Consider the following 15,558-nt stretch of genomic DNA (forward strand, 5'->3'; position numbering starts at 1 on the left):
CCGGCCACCAGCGCACCCAGGTCGAGGGTGTAGAGGTGCTTGTCCTTCAGCGTCTCGGGCACCTCGCCCTTGACGATCTTCTGGGACAGGCCCTCGACGACGGCGGTCTTGCCGACGCCGGGCTCACCGACGAGCACCGGGTTGTTCTTGGTGCGGCGGGACAACACCTGCATGACCCGCTCGATCTCCTTCTCGCGCCCGATGACCGGGTCGAGCTTGCCCTCGCGAGCGGCCTGAGTCAGGTTGCGGCCGAACTGGTCGAGGACGAGCGACGTCGAGGGGGCGCTCTCCTGAGTCCCGCCCGAGGCCGCGGCCTCCTTGCCGCCCTGGTAGCCGTGCAGCAACTGGATCACCTGCTGACGGACCCGGTTGAGGTCGGCGCCCAGCTTCACGAGGACCTGGGCGGCCACGCCCTCGCCCTCGCGGATGAGCCCGAGCAGGATGTGCTCGGTCCCGATGTAGTTGTGGCCGAGCTGCAGCGCCTCGCGCAGTGACAGCTCAAGGACCTTCTTGGCACGCGGGGTGAAGGGGATGTGGCCGGAGGGGGCCGACTGCCCCTGGCCGATGATCTCCTCGACCTGCTGGCGGACGCCTTCGAGACTGATGCCCAGGCTTTCGAGGGCCTTGGCGGCGACGCCTTCGCCTTCGTGGATGAGGCCAAGCAGGATGTGCTCGGTGCCGATGTAGTTGTGGTTGAGCATCCGGGCCTCTTCTTGGGCCAGGACGACCACCCGCCGCGCTCGGTCGGTGAACCTTTCGAACATCTCGCCGCTCCATGGAGTCCGGGGGGCCCTGTTACTCCATAGAACGCGGTAATTGGAGTGATGGGTACCGAATACGCGATTGGCGAACTTCACTCAGGGCGTACGGTCAGCCAGGTTAGAGCGGGCGGGAAGTGCTGCGCCCACCAGTAGATGTCGTGGCCGCCGGCCCACTCGACGTGGCGGACCTTCGCGCCGGCGGCGGTCAGCTTCGTGGCCCAGTCGTCGGCCGCCCACCGGAAACCCGATTCGAGGGTGCCGCCGCCGACGTAGCTCCTGGTCAGGGCGTGCAGCTCGGTCTCCGGCGGGATGCCGGGGCTGAGCCCGAGCGCGCCGGAGAAGACGTCGGGACGCCGCTGGGCCGCGTTGAGGGCCCAGACCGCGCCGCTCGACGCCCCGGCGGTCAGCCAGAGGCCCGAGGCGGGGAAACGCTCGTCGGCCCACGGGATCACCTCGTCGGTGACGAAGGCCAGATGGGCGGCGTACCGCTCGGGGTCGTGGGCCGGGAGGTACTCGTGCGACCTCGGGTCGCCGGTGCCGGACTCGGCGCAGAAGATCCCCACCACGGCCACCGGCGGGCAGGTGCCGGCCTCGATCGCCGCCTCGACGACCGGGGCGAACGCGGCCAGCATCTGACCGTCGGCCAGGCAGACCGCGGGGATGAGTCCGTCGGTTCCGGGCGGAACATAAAGAGCGACGGTGCGGGGCTCGCCGAGGAAGGTGAGGCGGTGCTCCTCAAGGGTGCCCCGGAGTTCGGAGACCTCGGGCAGCGCGGGCGGCGCCAGCTTCCCGCGCCACTCCCGCTCCGCCACCATCGTGGGGGCGTCGGGGCAGACGTACACGCTGATCACCGACTCGTCGAGGCGGCGGATGCGCAGCGATGCCTCCCACAGGTCGTCGGCGCCGTCGACCGGCCACATCAGGAACTGCACGCCGCCGGAGATCCGGGGGTGTTCGCAGGCGCCGCGCCAGACGACGTGCAGCACGTCGTCCTCCGACCAGACGGCGAGGTCGTCGTCGTCGAGCCGGGCGCGCAGCGCGGCGGGGTCGCGCGGGGTCCAGACCCGCCTGATCTCGGCGTCGGGCGGCAGCTTCTCCGACCAGTTCTCGGCCGCTCTGATCTTGTTGGCGGTGACGAGCGACCGCAGGTGCTGGGCGACGGTCTCACGGCCTGCGGCGGCGCGCTCATCGTCAGTGACGGAATGGTCGTAGGCGGCCTCTAATTCGCCATCTATTTCATATGTCCATACATCCAGACGATCTGCCACGTTGCGAACGTACACAATGGAGTAATGGACCGCGAGAAAATCTCACTCGCCGGCGCCCAGGAGACGATGCTCGCCACCCTGTGGAGCCGAGCTCTCGACAGTCGCTCTCCCCGCTCGATCCTGAAGGACGAGGTCGCGCAGCAGGCCGTCGAGCGGATCGACTACGACTTCGCCAAAACCGGCATCACGCCCATGACCGCGGCCGGGGTCGCCCTGCGGGCCCTGCGCATCGACGAGTGGACCAGGGACTTCCTCCGGCGGCACCCCACCGCGACCGTGCTCCACCTGGCCTGCGGGCTCGACACCCGGGCCCAGCGGATCGACCCCGGCCCCCTGGTGCGCTGGTTCGACCTCGACTATCCGGAGGTCCTGGAGCTGCGCGACCGGGTGATCGACCGGCCGGACGGCGACTACCACACCATCGCGTCGTCGGTCACGAGCGAGAAGTGGCTGGGCGCGGTGCCCGACGACCGCCCGACGGCGGTGGTGTTCGAGGGCCTGTCGATGTACCTGCGCGAGGACGACGGCCGACGGCTGATCGAGCGGCTGACCAGCAGGTTCGCGACGGGTGAGCTCATCTTCGACTGCCAGAGCTCGACCGGGATCCGGCTCCAGAAGCTCAACCGGCCGGTCCGGCAGACGGGCGCGACCCTCCATTGGGCCATCGACGACCCGCGCACGCTGGAGTCGTGGCATCCCGGGCTGACGCTGCGGGAGGCGCAGCGTATGGTCGACATGCCGGGTGTCGAGGACTATCCGCTGGGTGGCCGCGTGGCCATGTGGATCATGGCGCATCTGCCGGGGTTCCGGAATATCGGCCAGATCCTGCGCTACTCCTGGAGCTGACCCACGCCGCGAGGGCGAAACAGGCGGCGGTGGCCGCGGCGATGATCCAGAAGTAGCCCGGCGGGTCGAGGCGCAGGGTCGCCACGACGACCACCGCCGACAACACCGACCCTCCCAGGGTCACCCGCCAGGCCGGCCGGACGCCGAGCAGCGCCAGGGCGGCCCAGGCGGCCACCGTCGCGACGGCGTAGGCGGTGAGGACCACCGGCAGGATGCACTCCAGGCCGCCCGAGCAGATGGCCTCTCCGAGTCCGCTGGAGGACAGGAGCCGGCCGATCGCGCCGGTGAGCGGCATGACGGCCGCGCCGACGACGCCGGCGACAAGGACCTGCACGGGCCTGGAGCGCTCGCGAGCGGTTTTATGCAATTCAACACCCATGTCGCCAATATCCGGTTATTTGTAGGTCGGGAGAATGAGTACGCCTACTCAACATGCGCTGTTCCCGCCACTCGTCGGGAATCGCCCACCGCATGGCGCTTGGGGCTCACGGCACCTTTGATCAGGATGTGAGCATGACAGCCGTACCGTTCGACCCCGAGCTCGCCGCCGCGCTCACGGTCATCTCGCAGAACATGCCGTCGTCGCTCACACCCGAAATGATCCCATTGCTGCGCCAGGGGATGACCGGCCTCGCCCCCGCCGAAGACCTCACTCTCGGCGGGATCGTCGACCTCACCGACGTCGACCTCGGCGACGGGGTGTCGGTGGTCGTCTGCCGACCGGTCGCCGCGCCGACGCCCGCAGCCGCCGTGTACTGGATCCACGGCGGCGGCATGATCATGGGCGACCACCGGTTCGGGCTGGCCGACCCGCTGGCGTGGGCGGTCGAACTCGGCCTGGTCGTCGTCAGCGTCGACTACCGCCTCGCCCCCGAGCACCCCGACCCGGCGCCCGTCGAAGACTGCTACCGCGGCCTGGTCTGGCTCGCCGAGAACGCCGCCGACCTGGGGATCGACCCGGCCAGGATCGTCGTGGCGGGCGGCAGCGCCGGCGGCGGCCTGGCGGCGGGCACCACTTTGCTGGCCCGCGACCGGGGCGGCCCCGGCCTGCTCGGCCAGATGCTCATCTGCCCGATGCTCGACGAGCGCAACGACACCGTCTCCAGCCACCAGATGTCCGGGCTCGGCGTCTGGGACCACACCTCCAACGAGACCGGCTGGTCGGCCCTCCTCGGCGACCGCCGCGGCGGCCCGGACGTGTCGATCTACGCCTCGCCCTCGCGGGCCACCGACCTGTCGGGCCTGCCGCCCGCGTTCGTCGACGTCGGCTCGGCCGAGACCTTCCGCGACGAGGACGTCGCCTACGCGACCGCGATCTGGCAGTCGGGCGGCCAGGCCGAACTCCACGTCTGGCCGGGCGGCTTCCACGGCTTCGACGGGATGGTCCCGCAGGCGGCCCTGTCGCAGCGGGCCAAGCACGCCCGGCTCGACTGGCTGCGGCGGCTGCTGGGCCACTGATCCTCCGCGTGTTCCGGTCGGCCGCTGAGGGAAACTGAGGAGATGCGGGAGCTCGTCGGAAGATTGGCCGCGCTCGACCCTGACGCCAGCGCCGCCGTGCAGGTCATCGCCTACTTCGACCGGCTCGCCGAAGGGCGGGCGGGGCTGGAGGCGACGGTGCGCGGGGTCGCGGTGCTGGCGGGCTGCGCCGCCCGGCTGGTCGACGAGGAGCGCGGCGTCTTCCTGCGGCTCCTGGCCGACGGCCACCGCGACGACCACCCCTCTGACGAGAACCTCGATTGGCCGCGTGTGCGGTCCGGGGAGGTCGAGCTCATTCTGGAGAAGCCCAGTCCGCCTTCACCCGTCGACCTGATGGTGCTGGAGCGCGGGGTGGCGCTGGCCCGCGACGTGCTCGACCGGACGCGGGGCCGGGCGCCCGATCCCGCGCTGGTGGAACTGGTCGTGGACGCCTCCGCCGGGGAGACCGCCCGCTCACACGCGGCCAAGCGGCTGCGCCTCGGAGAACGCGCCCGCGCCATCGCGCTGCCCGACGGGGTCGTGCTGGTCGAGCCGCACGGGGAGACCCGTCACCCGCTGGGCGGGGTCAGGGCCGGGGTGGGGCCGGTCGTGCCGGTCGGGCGGCTGCCCAGGTCCTACGCCGACGCGAAGGTCGCGCTCCGGTTCGCCGACGACGTGCTCGGGCCACGGGTGGTGCACTACGACGACCTCGGCGGCCTGGCCGTCGTGGCCGCCGCCGTCGGGCCGGCGACGGCGCCCTCGCCCGACGTGGTCACGCTCGGCGGGCTGCCCGCGTGGGCGCTGGAGACGCTGCACGCGGTCGTCACCTCGACCAGCCTGCGGACCGCCGCCACGCTCCTCACCCTGCACCACTCCACCCTGGTCGACCGGCTCGGGCGGGCCGAGCACCTGCTCGGCTGGGACGTGCGCGGGCCCGACGGGCGCTTCCGGCTGCAGTTGGCCTTCGCGCTGCGACGGCTGCACGCCCACCCGGAATAGGCTGTCGCGCGTGGCCACGTTCAGGATCAGTGAGGCCGCGGCGATCCTCGGCGTGAGCGCCGACACCGTACGCCGCTGGGTCGACTCCGGGCGGCTCGCCGCCAGCCGCGACGAACACGGCCGGCGGCTGATCGACGGGCCCGACCTGGCCGCCTTCGCACGCACCCAGGTCGCCGGCGAGACCGGCGGAGCCACCTCGTCGGCCCGCAACCGGTTCCGCGGGATCGTCACCGAGGTCGTGCGCGACACCGTGATGGCCCAGGTCGAGATCGCCGCCGGGCCGTTCAGGGTGGTGTCGCTGATGAGCCGTCAGGCCGCCGACGAGCTCGGGCTGGAGCCCGGGGCGGTCGCGGTGGCCGTGGTCAAGTCGACCAACGTGGTGGTCGAGCTCTCCTAGGCCCGGTGGGTGCGGTGGGAGTGGCGCGCGAGGCGTACGCCCAGGGCCTCCGAGACCGAGCGGAAGACCCGCAACCCCTCGGTGGCGAGCAGCGCGTTGATGCGGAGGACCTGCCGGGCGGGGGCCGCGAGGGTGAGGCCGCCGCCCCGGCCGCGTAACTGTTCGTCGGCGCGGCAGAGGGTGAGCATGCCGCCGAGATCGCTGAAGGTCAGGCCGGCCGCGGCGACGACGACGCGGGTGACGTTCCGGGCGTGCAGCCCGATCAGGGTGGCCTCGACGACCGGCTGGGTGAACATGTCGAGTTCGCCCACCAGTGACATGATCACGGTGTCTTGGCCGATGTCGGTGATGTCGACAGCCAGGTGCATGCGCGCCCCCTTCGCTCGGTAGTCACCGTCTCAGCCCATAGTCGCCTTTGCGAGGGTCTCTGACCATTAAGGTGGGATCCCAGTCATCAAGGGCGCCGCCCGCCGCCGGACGTCTAGAAAAGCACCGTCGCCAGTTCGCGCCACTGCGTCATCGGCAGTTCGCCCGCCGGGGTGCCCAGCACCTGGAGGCACACGTGGTCGGCGCCCGCGTCGCGGTGCTGGTTGAGCCGGGCGGCGCACTGCTCGGGCGTGCCCCACACGAACAGGGCGTCGATCAGCCGGTCGCTGCCCCGGCCGCTCACGTCGTCGTCGGTGAAGCCGCCGCGCAGCCAGTTGTTCACGTAGTTGGGCATGGCCAGATAGGGGTGCAGGGCCTCGCGGGCGAGTTGCCGGGCGCGGGCCGGGTCGGTCTCCAGGACGACGCCCTGCTCGGGCGCGACCAGGCGGCCGGGGCCGATCGCCGACCGGACGGCGGCGGTCTGCTCCGGCGTCACGAGGTAGGGGTGGGCGCCCGCCGCCCGGTTCTTGGCCACCTCCACCATCTTGGGGCCGAGCGCGGCCAGCACCCGGCGGTCGGGGGTCACCCCCTCCTTGTCGAGCTCGTCGAGGTAGGAGGTCATGGCCGTGAGCGGCTTGCGATAGGCGCCGGGGCGGAACCGGTCGACCATGCTCTCGTGGCTGACCCCGAGGCCGAGCAGGAACCGGCCGCTGTGGGCGGCGCCGAGGGCGCGGGTGCGTTCGGCGGCCTCGCGGGCCGGCGTGGACCAGATGTTGGTGATGCCGGTGGCGACGGTGACGTCGGTCGTGGCGACCAGGATCTTCTCGGCGGTGTCGAGACCGCTGTCGGTCCCGCCGGGGACCCAGAGCGCGCCGTAGCCGAGCTTCTCCAGCTCGGCCGCCGCCTGCCCGACCTCGGCCGGGTTGTCGGTCCGGAACTCCCGGGCCCAAACGCCGTAGGGTTTCATGTCGCCTCTTTCGTATGTTCGCGCCGGGGTGAACGGCGTTACCTGGTGACGTACCGTGATCAACAGCTGCTTAACCCCGCCTCGGCGCCCTCTTCTTTGGCCGATGGACGGGAGGCCGGTCATGAATATCCGTGAATCCGGCCCCGGCGCTTACCGAACGTGGTGATCCGGCTTGTTTTCGCAGGTCGCAGTGGATGAGAATTCGATTTCACCGGTGTTCTGCAAATGGACGCGGCGGTAAACAGATGGGCCATTGTCTAACGGCGTTGGGCGTTACCCTCTAAGCAAAAGTTCACAGAGTAGAAGAGGTGCCATGGCCCGGCCCAAGGTCCCGCTGATCTCCCGGAGAAAGGTCCTGGAAACGGCGCTGGCGATCGTCGACGAGGAGGGGCTCGACGCTCTCAGCATCCGCCGGCTGGGCGAGGCCCTGAACGTCAACGGGGCATCCCTCTACCACCACTTCCGGAACAAGGACGAGATTCTCGACGGGGTCACCCAGCTCGCGCTGGAAAGCGTCGAGTTCCCCATTCCCGACCATCCGAGCTGGCGGGTCTGGTTACCGCTGACGGCCCATCGCACCCGCGCCGCCCTGGTCGCCCATCCGGGGCTGATCCCCGTCATGTTGCGCCGGGCCTCGCTGGGCGCGACCCCCGAGGCCGAGGCGCTCGTGGCGCGGTTGCAGCGCGAGGGCGTGCCGCTCGGGATCATCGCGCCGGTGACGGAGAGCCTCGAACTGCTCGCGGTGACCAGCGCCCTGCAGGAGGTCGGCGCCAAGGTTCTGGAGGGCGCGCCGGCCACCTCCCGGCTGGAGGCCGCGCGCGGGGCGCGCGGGGTGTCGCCCGGAGAGTTGTTCGAGGTGATGGTGTCCTCGACCATCTCTCTGGTGGAGAGCGCGATCGCGCTGAAGGAGTCGCGGGAGGCCCTGGAGCGGGTGCCGGCCGCGCGGGCGAAGGGCAGCCGCGCCAAGCGCCCGTAGTTAGACGTTAGTGCTGGTTGATGCCATAGTTTCGCCCGTGAAGCGAGAATTGTGGTCGAACGACACTGATGTCGTTAAAGCCGTCGAACGCCGGGTTCTCTGGCTCTCCATGGCGATCGTCCACCACGCCAACCGGGTGCGTCCCAACCGCACGGGCCTGAAGGTGGGCGGGCATCAGGCGTCGTCGGCGTCGATGGTCTCGATCATGACCGAGCTCTGGTTCCGCCACCTGAGGCCCGAAGACCGCGTGTCGGTCAAGCCGCACGCCTCGCCGGTCCTGCACGCCGTCAACTACCTGCTGGGCGACCTCGACAAGCGCTACCTCACGACGCTGCGCGAGTTCGGCGGCCTCCAGTCCTACCCCAGCCGCGCCAAGGACCCCGACCAGGTCGACTACTCCACCGGCTCGGTCGGCATCGGCGCCACCGCCCCGATCTGGGGCGCGCTGGCCCGCCGCTACGTCGACTCGATGACGTCGGGCGGCGGCGGCGTCGGCCGCCAGTATTCGCTGGTCGGCGACGCCGAACTCGACGAGGGCGCGGTCTGGGAGGCGATCGGCGACCCTATGGTGGCGGGCCTGGGGGAGATCGTCTGGATCGTCGACCTCAACCGCCAGTCGCTCGACCGGGTGGTCCCGGCGCTGGGCGCCCCCCGGCTCCAGGGCATGTTCGCCGCGGCGGGCTGGCAGGTCATCACCGTCAAGTACGGCGACCTGCTGGAGTCGCTGTTCCGCGAGGAGGGCGGCGAGGCGCTGCGCGCCCGCGTCGACACCATGCCCAACCCCGAATACCAGCGGCTGCTGCGCTGCACCCCCGACCAGCTCCGCGAGCGGCTTCCGGCCGGCGACCCGGAGATCGACGCGCTCCTGAAGACGCTGGACGACCACACGCTCACCTGGGCGATCAGGAACCTCGGCGGGCACGACTTCCCGGCGCTGAACCAGGCCTTCGCGGCGATCGACGACACCCGGCCGACGGTGATCTTCGCGTACACGATCAAGGGTCACGGCCTCGCGGTCGAGGGGCACCCGCAGAACCACAGCTCGCTGCTGACCGCCGAGCAGCTCGCCGAGCTCGCCGAGCGGGTCGGCGCCGACCCCGGCGACCCCTGGGCGGCCTTCCCCGCCGACTCGCCCGAGGGCCGGTTCTGCGCCGAGGTCGGCGCCGCGCTGAAGCGCCCGCCGGTCGCGACGATGGCCCCGCCCGAGGTGCCGACCGACTTCGGCCGCATCCCGGCCGGCACGGCGACCACCCAGGCGGCGCTGGGCCGCACCCTGCTCGACCTCACGCGGTCGGCCCCCGAGGCGGCCCGCAGGGTCGTGACCCTCAGCCCCGACGTCAGTTCGTCGACCAACCTCGGCGGCTGGGTCAACAAGGTTGGGGTCTGGTCGGCGACCGAGCAGGTCGACTGGTTCGCCGACGACCCCGAGACGATCCTGCACTGGCGCGAGCGGCCCACCGGCCAGCACATCGAGCTCGGCATCGCCGAGACCAACCTCGTCGGGCTGCTGGGCGAACTCGGCGCGACCTGGTCGCGGTGGGGGCAGCCGCTGCTGCCGATCGGGGTGCTCTACGACCCGTTCGTCCAGCGCGCCCACGAGCCGTGGTCGTTCGGCATCTACGCCGGCGGCCAGTCGATCCTGGTCGGCACCCCCTCGGGGGTCACGCTGGCCCCGGAGGGCGGCGCGCACCAGTCGATCACCACGCCGTCGCTCGGCCTGGAACAGCCCGGGTGCGTCACGTACGAGCCCGCGTTCGCCATCGACGTCGAGTGGACCCTGCTGGCCTCGCTCGCCCGGCTGGGCCGCCCCGACGGCCGGTCGGCCTACCTGCGCCTGTCGACCCGCCCGGTCGACCAGTCGCTCGCCGACGTGCCCGCCGACCCGGCGGTCCGGGAGCGGCGGCGGCGGCAGGCGGTCGCGGGCGCGTACCTGCTGCGCAAGGCCCCGGACAACCCGGCGGTCACCATCGCGGCGATGGGCGCGACCGTCCCCGAGGCGCTCTCGGCCGCCGAGCGGCTGCAGCGGCTCGGGATCCGCGCCGACGTCGTCTGCGTCACCAGCCCGGGGTTGCTGTTCACCGCCACGCAGGCCAAGGCGGGGCGGGAGGACGGCGCGACCTGGGTGCTCGACGCGGCCTTCCCGGCGCACCGCGCCGCGCCGATGGTCACCGTCCTCGACGGACACCCGCACACCCTGGCGTTCCTGGGCGGAATCAACAACGTCAAGGCGCGTCATCTCGGAGTGACCCGATTCGGGCAGTCCGGCGATCTAGAGTCGGTTTACCGGTACCACGGGATCGACGCGGACGCCATCGTCGGGGCTGTCCTGGATGTGTCAGGTTGAGGTGTTCGCAGCTTGGATCTATGTCATAAGCCCTACCATTTCGGACTCGTGACGAGAATTACCCGCTACTTCGTTGTCGCCGCCATGCTGATCACGGCGGGGGCCGTGCTGGCCTCTCCGGCTCAGGCCGAGGCCAAAGCGTTCGTGCCCAAGTCCGTGGCGACGGCGAATCCGCTGTACAAGACGAAGTTCGGCACGGTCAACTGCGGCGCGGGGTCGCCGCGGGCCGGCAGCCGTGCTTCATATCGGGCCTACCTGATCAAGGTGAACACCTGCCTGGCCACCGCCTGGCGCAAGTCGTTCGCCCAGGCGGGCAAGAAGTTCCGTGCGCCCAAGATGGTGGTCGTCAACACCCGCGGCAACACCTCGTGCGGCAAGTTCCCGGCCCGGTTCGTGGGCTACTACTGCTACAACTCCGAGACGCTCTACATCTACCTGTGGAACACGCCGGTCAAGAACGGCTACGGGTTGTGGGGCGCGGAACTGCTCGCGCACGAATACGGCCACCACATCCAGGGGCTGGCCGGCATCCGGGCCTACTCGCTGCAGGTGCCGGGGAACGAGACCTCGCGCCGCCTCGAACTCCAGGCGCAGTGCTTCGCGGGGGCGTTCCTGCGCAGCGTCAGCGGCTCGCTCCCGGGCATCGCCCAGAACATGGACTACGAGTTCGACTGGTACCGCAAGAACGGCGGCGACAAGGCGGGCGCGCCGCCGGACCACGGCAGCGGCCCGAACAACGCCTACTGGCTGAAGCGGGGCTGGAGCACCGCGAGCCCGGGGTCGTGCAACACCTGGAGCGCCACGCGCTCGCGGGTGGCCTGACGCGAAGCGTGTGCGGGCGGGCCGCGCACGGCCCGCCCGTCAACGGCCGAGAGGAACCGACGTGATCGTCACCGGTGTCGCCGCCGGAGTCCCGTTCGCCGCGCTGAGCCCCGCCGAACCCCGGCCGGACAGCCCGGTCGTGGTGGCCTGGCACCTGCTCGACGCGCCCCGCACCGAGGCCGCGTTCGCGGCGGCCGTCCCGCTGCGCGACCTCGGCCACGCCTGGCGGTTCTACCTGGGCCTGCCGCTCTCGGGCGCGCGCGCCCCCGAGGGCGGGCTGGAGTCGCTGATGGGCGGCGACGTCGTGCTCGACGTGCACTGGCCGATCGTCTCCGGGGCGGCCGCCGAGTTCCCGGCGGCCTGGGCCGACCTGCGCGAGCGCTTCGGCATCGGCCACGACCGGGTCGCCCTGATGGGCGGCTCGGCCGGCGCGGCGGTGGCCCAGCTCGTCCTGGCCGAGGGCGGTTTCGACGTGCCGGCGATCGCCCTGCTCAGCCCGGTGACCCGCCTGCGCGCGGTCATCGACGGTCTCAGCGTCCACTACGGCATGACCTACGACTGGAGCCCGCCCGCGGACGAGGTGGCCAGCCGGCTCGACTTCCCCGCCAGAGCCGACGATCTGGGCTCCGCGCCGATGTTGATCGTGGTCGGCGAAGACGACGTGGCCGGGGCGTTCCGGACCCCGGCCGAGGCGCTGGTGGCGATGCGGACCGCGCCGACCGAGCTCGTTCTGATCGCGGGCATGGGCCACGCCCTGGCCGACGAGCCGGGCGTCGACCCCGCTCCCCAGACCGACAGGGCCCGGGAGGTCGACGCCCTCGTCTCGGCCTTCTTCGGCGCGCACCTGTAGTCAGCAGGTGCGCAGGGCGTCCTCGACGAAGGTCATCGCCTCGGGGTGGCCGCGCAGCAGGGCGAGGCTGTGGTCCTCGACCGGCAGGATCTTGAGCCGCCCCCTCGTCGACTGGGGGACCTTCTCGAACAGGGCCGTCGCGTTGGCGCCGAAGGCGGTCTCGGCGACCGTCCACAGGCTCGGGACCGGCTTGTTCTCGGCGAGCGGGGCCACGCCGCCCTCGATGCCGGTCAGCGGGGAGACCGCGACCGCGACGCACATCGGCAGGGTGGTCGCCCGCTGGGCGGCCAGCACCGCGATCGGGCCGCCGTAGGAGCTGCCGAGGGCGGCCAGCTTCGTCGCGCCCTGGTCGTGCAGCCAGGTCAGGGCCCTCTGCAGGTCGGCGGCCAGCTCGCCGACTTCTCCGTCGCCCTCGCTGGAGCCGGTGCCGCGGCGGTCGGGGACGATCACCCGTACGTTCAGCCTCCCGGCGAGCGCCGACACCGTGGGCAGCCAGTCGCAGAGCGTGTGACTCGCCCCGTGGGCGACGGCCACCCCGACCTGGGCGTCGGGCGGCCCGACCACCGCCGCGCCCAGCCGCACGTCGTGTCCGGCCGGCAGGACGACCCGTTCGGTGCCGGGCGGCACCGTGTCGCACTGGTCGGCGAGCGGGCTGTCGGGGGCGATGCCACACCCGGTGAGCAGGGCGAGCACGATCAGGACGGCGAGTCGGGGCATGAGCCGGGATCCTTTGGTTGGACGATTCATAAACTTGTATCGTTCGTGTTTAGGGCGGTAGGTTGGACGTCATGACGGCACCCAAGAGCCAGACCATCGCGGAGGAGTTGCGCGGGGCGGGACTGCGGGTGACGGCAGCCCGGGTCGCGCTGCTGGAGACCGTGCGGGGTGGCAACCACCTCGGCGTCGAAGACATCGCCTCGGGCGTCCGTGACCGGGTCGGTCACGTCTCCCTCCAAGCCGTATACGAGGCCCTGCACGCGTTGACCGCGGCGGGGCTGGTCCGCCGGATCGAACCGGCCGGTAGCCCGGCCCGGTTCGAGGGACGCGTCGGAGACAACCATCATCACATCGTCTGCCGGTCGTGCGGCGTCGTCGCCGACGTCGACTGCGCGGTGGGTGAGGTGCCCTGTCTGACCGCGTCCGAGACCCACGGCTTCACGATCGACGAGGCCGAGGTCATCTATTGGGGCCGCTGCCCCAGCTGTTCCGCCACTGCGAGCTGACATAGTCCGAAAGGATTTCGATGTCCGAGAACCACGACGCCATCGTCACCGACGCGAAGGACGAGGGCGCCTGCCCGGTCGCGCACGTGCGCGCGGCCCACCCGACCCAGGGCGGCGGCAACCGCCAGTGGTGGCCTGAGCGGCTCAACCTGAAGATCCTCGCGAAGAACCCGGCCGTCGCGAACCCCCTCGGCGACGACTTCGACTACGCCGCCGCCTTCAACGGCCTCGACCTCGCGGCCGTCAAGCGCGACATCGCCGAGGTGCTGACGACCTCCCAGGACTGGTGGCCCGCCGACTTCGGCAACTACGGCCCCTTCATGATCCGCATGGCGTGGCACAGCGCGGGCACCTACCGCATCCACGACGGCCGCGGCGGCGCCGGCGCCGGCCAGCAGCGCTTCGCGCCGCTGAACTCCTGGCCCGACAACGGCAACCTCGACAAGGCCCGCCGCCTGCTGTGGCCGGTCAAGAAGAAGTACGGCCAGAGCATCTCCTGGGCCGACCTGCTGATCCTGACCGGCAACGTCGCCCTGGAGACCATGGGCTTCCAGACCTTCGGCTTCGCCGGCGGCCGCGCCGACGTGTGGGAGCCCGAGGAGGACGTCTACTGGGGCCCCGAGTCGGTCTGGCTCGACGACAAGCGCTACACCGGCGACCGCAACCTGGAGAGCCCGCTCGGCGCCGTCCAGATGGGCCTCATCTACGTCAACCCCGAGGGCCCCAACGGCAACCCCGACCCGCTGGCCGCCGCCCGCGACATCCGCGAGACCTTCCGCCGCATGGCCATGAACGACGAGGAGACCGTCGCCCTCATCGCCGGTGGCCACACCTTCGGCAAGACCCACGGCGCCGGCCCGGCCGACCACGTCGGCGCCGACCCCGAGGCCGCCTCGATCGAGGAGCAGGGCCTCGGCTGGCGCAACACGTTCGGCACCGGCAAGGGCGCCGACACGATCACCAGCGGTCTTGAGGGCATCTGGACGACCAAGCCCACCCAGTGGAGCAACGACTTCTTCGAGATCCTCTTCGGCTACGAGTGGGAGCTGTTCAAGAGCCCCGCCGGGGCCAACCAGTGGCGTCCGAAGGACGGCGCGGGCCAGGGCACCGTCCCCGACGCCCACGACCCGGCCAAGAAGCACGCCCCGACGATGCTGACGACCGACCTCGCCCTGCGCGTCGACCCGATCTACGAGCAGATCTCCCGCCGCTTCCTGGAGAACCCCGCCGAGTTCGCCGACGCCTTCGCCCGCGCCTGGTACAAGCTGACCCACCGCGACATGGGCCCGGTCGTGCGCTACCTCGGCCCGGAGGTCCCCAGCGAGGTGCTCCTCTGGCAGGACCCGCTCCCGGCGCGTGAGGGCGAGCTCCTCGACGCCGCCGACGCGGCGGCCCTGAAGGCGAAGATCCTCGACTCGGGCCTGTCGGTCCCGCAGCTCGTCTCGGCGGCGTGGGCCTCGGCCTCGTCGTTCCGCGGCAGCGACAAGCGCGGCGGCGCCAACGGCGCCCGTGTCCGTCTCCAGCCGCAGATCGGCTGGGAGGTCAACGACCCCGACCAGCTCGCCAGCGTCCTCTCCACCCTTGAGGGCATCAAGGCGTCGTTCGGCAAGCCGGTCTCCCTGGCCGACCTGATCGTGCTGGCCGGTTCGGCCGCCGTCGAGCAGGCCGCCCGCGACGCCGGTTACACCGTCGAGGTGCCGTTCACCCCGGGCCGCGTCGACGCGACCCAGGAGCAGACCGACGTCGAGTCGTTCGCCGCCCTGGAGCCGACCGCCGACGGCTTCCGGAACTACTACGGCAAGGGCAACCGCTACCCGGCGGAATACCTGCTGCTCGACCGCGCCAACCTGCTGACCCTGAGCGCGCCGGAGATGACCGTCCTGGTCGGCGGCCTGCGTGTGCTCGGCGCCAACACCGGCCAGTCGGCCCAGGGCGTCCTCACCACCCGCCCCGGCACCCTGACCAACGACTTCTTCGTCAACCTGCTCGACCTGGGCACGACGTGGAAGGCGACGTCGGAGGACCAGACGGCCTTCGAGGGCCGCGACGCCGCGACCGGCGAGGTCAAGTGGACGGGCACCCGCGCCGACCTGGTGTTCGGCTCGAACTCCGAGCTCCGGGCGCTGGCCGAGGTCTACGCGAGCGACGACGCCGGCGAGAAGTTCGTGGCCGACTTCGTGAAGGCCTGGGTCAAGGTCATGAACCTCGACCGCTTCGACCTGGTCTGACCTGAGATCTGAACGGGCCGGTCCGCATCACGCGGACCGGCCCGATTCGTTTTCGT

At 71.3% G+C, this 15,558-nt stretch carries 16 protein-coding genes; 10 read left to right on the plus strand and 6 right to left on the minus strand.

The features are described 5' to 3' along the window. A partial coding sequence (locus tag AW273_RS30360; protein ID WP_275935606.1) for a Clp protease N-terminal domain-containing protein occupies window positions 1–764 on the minus strand: 764 nt, incomplete at its 3' end. Window positions 765–853: 89 nt separating this feature from the next. After that, on the minus strand, window positions 854–2,029 hold the full coding sequence (locus AW273_RS30365) for an alpha/beta hydrolase (RefSeq protein ID WP_157556326.1): 1,176 nt from the start codon (window positions 2,027–2,029) through the stop codon (window positions 854–856). Window positions 2,030–2,053: 24 nt separating this feature from the next. Between AW273_RS30365 and AW273_RS30370 the strand changes: the two genes are divergently transcribed. Next, window positions 2,054–2,875 carry a class I SAM-dependent methyltransferase gene (locus tag AW273_RS30370; protein ID WP_062355642.1) on the plus strand — a complete coding sequence of 274 codons (822 nt, stop codon included), beginning with the start codon at window positions 2,054–2,056 and terminating at the stop codon, window positions 2,873–2,875. Here the strand turns inward: AW273_RS30370 and AW273_RS30375 are convergent. After that, window positions 2,814–3,209: a hypothetical protein gene (locus AW273_RS30375; protein WP_062355645.1), complete on the minus strand. Its 396-nt coding sequence runs from the start codon at window positions 3,207–3,209 to the stop codon at window positions 2,814–2,816. The genes AW273_RS30370 and AW273_RS30375 overlap by 62 nt on opposite strands. A 179-nt stretch (window positions 3,210–3,388) precedes the next feature. Between AW273_RS30375 and AW273_RS30380 the strand changes: the two genes are divergently transcribed. Genes AW273_RS30380 through AW273_RS30390 form a run of 3 tightly spaced genes read left to right on the plus strand, consistent with a single transcriptional unit; the run spans window position 3,389 to window position 5,726 of the window. Then, a complete protein-coding gene (locus tag AW273_RS30380) occupies window positions 3,389–4,333 on the plus strand; it encodes an alpha/beta hydrolase (RefSeq protein WP_062355648.1) in 945 nt (314 codons plus the stop codon). Between the two features lie 42 nt (window positions 4,334–4,375). Continuing rightward, on the plus strand, window positions 4,376–5,329 hold the full coding sequence (locus tag AW273_RS30385; RefSeq protein WP_062355651.1) for a helix-turn-helix domain-containing protein: 954 nt from the start codon (window positions 4,376–4,378) through the stop codon (window positions 5,327–5,329). Between the two features lie 10 nt (window positions 5,330–5,339). Next, a complete protein-coding gene (locus tag AW273_RS30390; RefSeq protein ID WP_062355654.1) occupies window positions 5,340–5,726 on the plus strand; it encodes a TOBE domain-containing protein in 387 nt (128 codons plus the stop codon). On the opposite strand, the gene AW273_RS30395 is transcribed toward AW273_RS30390, so the two are convergent. Together AW273_RS30395 and AW273_RS30400 are read right to left on the minus strand one after the other, a co-directional pair. Then, window positions 5,723–6,094, minus strand: a complete 372-nt coding sequence (locus AW273_RS30395; protein WP_062355657.1) for an STAS domain-containing protein — start codon at window positions 6,092–6,094, stop codon at window positions 5,723–5,725. The genes AW273_RS30390 and AW273_RS30395 overlap by 4 nt on opposite strands. Window positions 6,095–6,207: 113 nt before the next feature. Then, window positions 6,208–7,059, minus strand: a complete 852-nt coding sequence (locus tag AW273_RS30400) for an LLM class F420-dependent oxidoreductase (protein ID WP_062355660.1) — start codon at window positions 7,057–7,059, stop codon at window positions 6,208–6,210. 313 nt (window positions 7,060–7,372) lie between these two features. On the opposite strand from AW273_RS30400, the gene AW273_RS30405 reads away from it, so the two are divergent. The 4 genes from AW273_RS30405 (at window position 7,373) to AW273_RS30420 (ending at window position 12,051) form a co-directional block, all read left to right on the plus strand. Further along, window positions 7,373–8,035, plus strand: coding sequence for a TetR/AcrR family transcriptional regulator (locus AW273_RS30405; protein ID WP_062355663.1), 663 nt, complete (start codon window positions 7,373–7,375; stop codon window positions 8,033–8,035). Between the two features lie 109 nt (window positions 8,036–8,144). Then, window positions 8,145–10,379, plus strand: coding sequence for a thiamine pyrophosphate-binding protein (locus AW273_RS30410; protein ID WP_062355666.1), 2,235 nt, complete (start codon window positions 8,145–8,147; stop codon window positions 10,377–10,379). A gap of 48 nt (window positions 10,380–10,427) precedes the next feature. Continuing rightward, the gene (locus AW273_RS30415; protein WP_157556328.1) at window positions 10,428–11,201 is read left to right on the plus strand and encodes a neutral zinc metallopeptidase; all 774 of its coding nucleotides are present in this window, start codon (window positions 10,428–10,430) and stop codon (window positions 11,199–11,201) included. 61 nt (window positions 11,202–11,262) lie between these two features. After that, on the plus strand, window positions 11,263–12,051 hold the full coding sequence (locus tag AW273_RS30420; protein ID WP_198168440.1) for an alpha/beta hydrolase family protein: 789 nt from the start codon (window positions 11,263–11,265) through the stop codon (window positions 12,049–12,051). Here AW273_RS30420 and AW273_RS30425 read toward each other — a convergent pair whose 3' ends face one another. Continuing rightward, window positions 12,052–12,768, minus strand: coding sequence for an alpha/beta hydrolase (locus tag AW273_RS30425; RefSeq protein WP_062355673.1), 717 nt, complete (start codon window positions 12,766–12,768; stop codon window positions 12,052–12,054). A 71-nt stretch (window positions 12,769–12,839) separates the two neighbouring features. Between AW273_RS30425 and AW273_RS30430 the strand changes: the two genes are divergently transcribed. Then, window positions 12,840–13,274, plus strand: a complete 435-nt coding sequence (locus AW273_RS30430; RefSeq protein WP_062355675.1) for a Fur family transcriptional regulator — start codon at window positions 12,840–12,842, stop codon at window positions 13,272–13,274. Between the two features lie 20 nt (window positions 13,275–13,294). Continuing rightward, window positions 13,295–15,502 (plus strand): catalase/peroxidase HPI, encoded by a 2,208-nt coding sequence (gene katG, locus AW273_RS30435; RefSeq protein ID WP_062355678.1) that lies wholly within the window; start codon window positions 13,295–13,297, stop codon window positions 15,500–15,502. Window positions 15,503–15,558 lie beyond the last annotated feature (56 nt).

This window comes from Herbidospora yilanensis, from assembly GCF_001570565.1.
Lineage (GTDB): Bacteria > Actinomycetota > Actinomycetes > Streptosporangiales > Streptosporangiaceae > Herbidospora > Herbidospora yilanensis.

Excerpts from the sequence above, each read along its gene's own strand:
- AW273_RS30370 (WP_062355642.1), top strand. The coding sequence starts at position 2,054 with ATGGACCGCGAGAAAATCTCACTCGCCGGCGCCCAGGAGACGATGCTC.
- AW273_RS30380 (WP_062355648.1), top strand. The coding sequence starts at position 3,389 with ATGACAGCCGTACCGTTCGACCCCGAGCTCGCCGCCGCGCTCACGGTC.
- AW273_RS30385 (WP_062355651.1), top strand. The coding sequence starts at position 4,376 with ATGCGGGAGCTCGTCGGAAGATTGGCCGCGCTCGACCCTGACGCCAGC.
- AW273_RS30395 (WP_062355657.1), bottom strand. The coding sequence starts at position 6,094 with ATGCACCTGGCTGTCGACATCACCGACATCGGCCAAGACACCGTGATC.
- AW273_RS30400 (WP_062355660.1), bottom strand. The coding sequence starts at position 7,059 with ATGAAACCCTACGGCGTTTGGGCCCGGGAGTTCCGGACCGACAACCCG.
- AW273_RS30405 (WP_062355663.1), top strand. The coding sequence starts at position 7,373 with ATGGCCCGGCCCAAGGTCCCGCTGATCTCCCGGAGAAAGGTCCTGGAA.
- AW273_RS30410 (WP_062355666.1), top strand. The coding sequence starts at position 8,145 with ATGGCGATCGTCCACCACGCCAACCGGGTGCGTCCCAACCGCACGGGC.
- AW273_RS30425 (WP_062355673.1), bottom strand. The coding sequence starts at position 12,768 with ATGCCCCGACTCGCCGTCCTGATCGTGCTCGCCCTGCTCACCGGGTGT.
- AW273_RS30430 (WP_062355675.1), top strand. The coding sequence starts at position 12,840 with ATGACGGCACCCAAGAGCCAGACCATCGCGGAGGAGTTGCGCGGGGCG.
- katG (WP_062355678.1), top strand. The coding sequence starts at position 13,295 with ATGTCCGAGAACCACGACGCCATCGTCACCGACGCGAAGGACGAGGGC.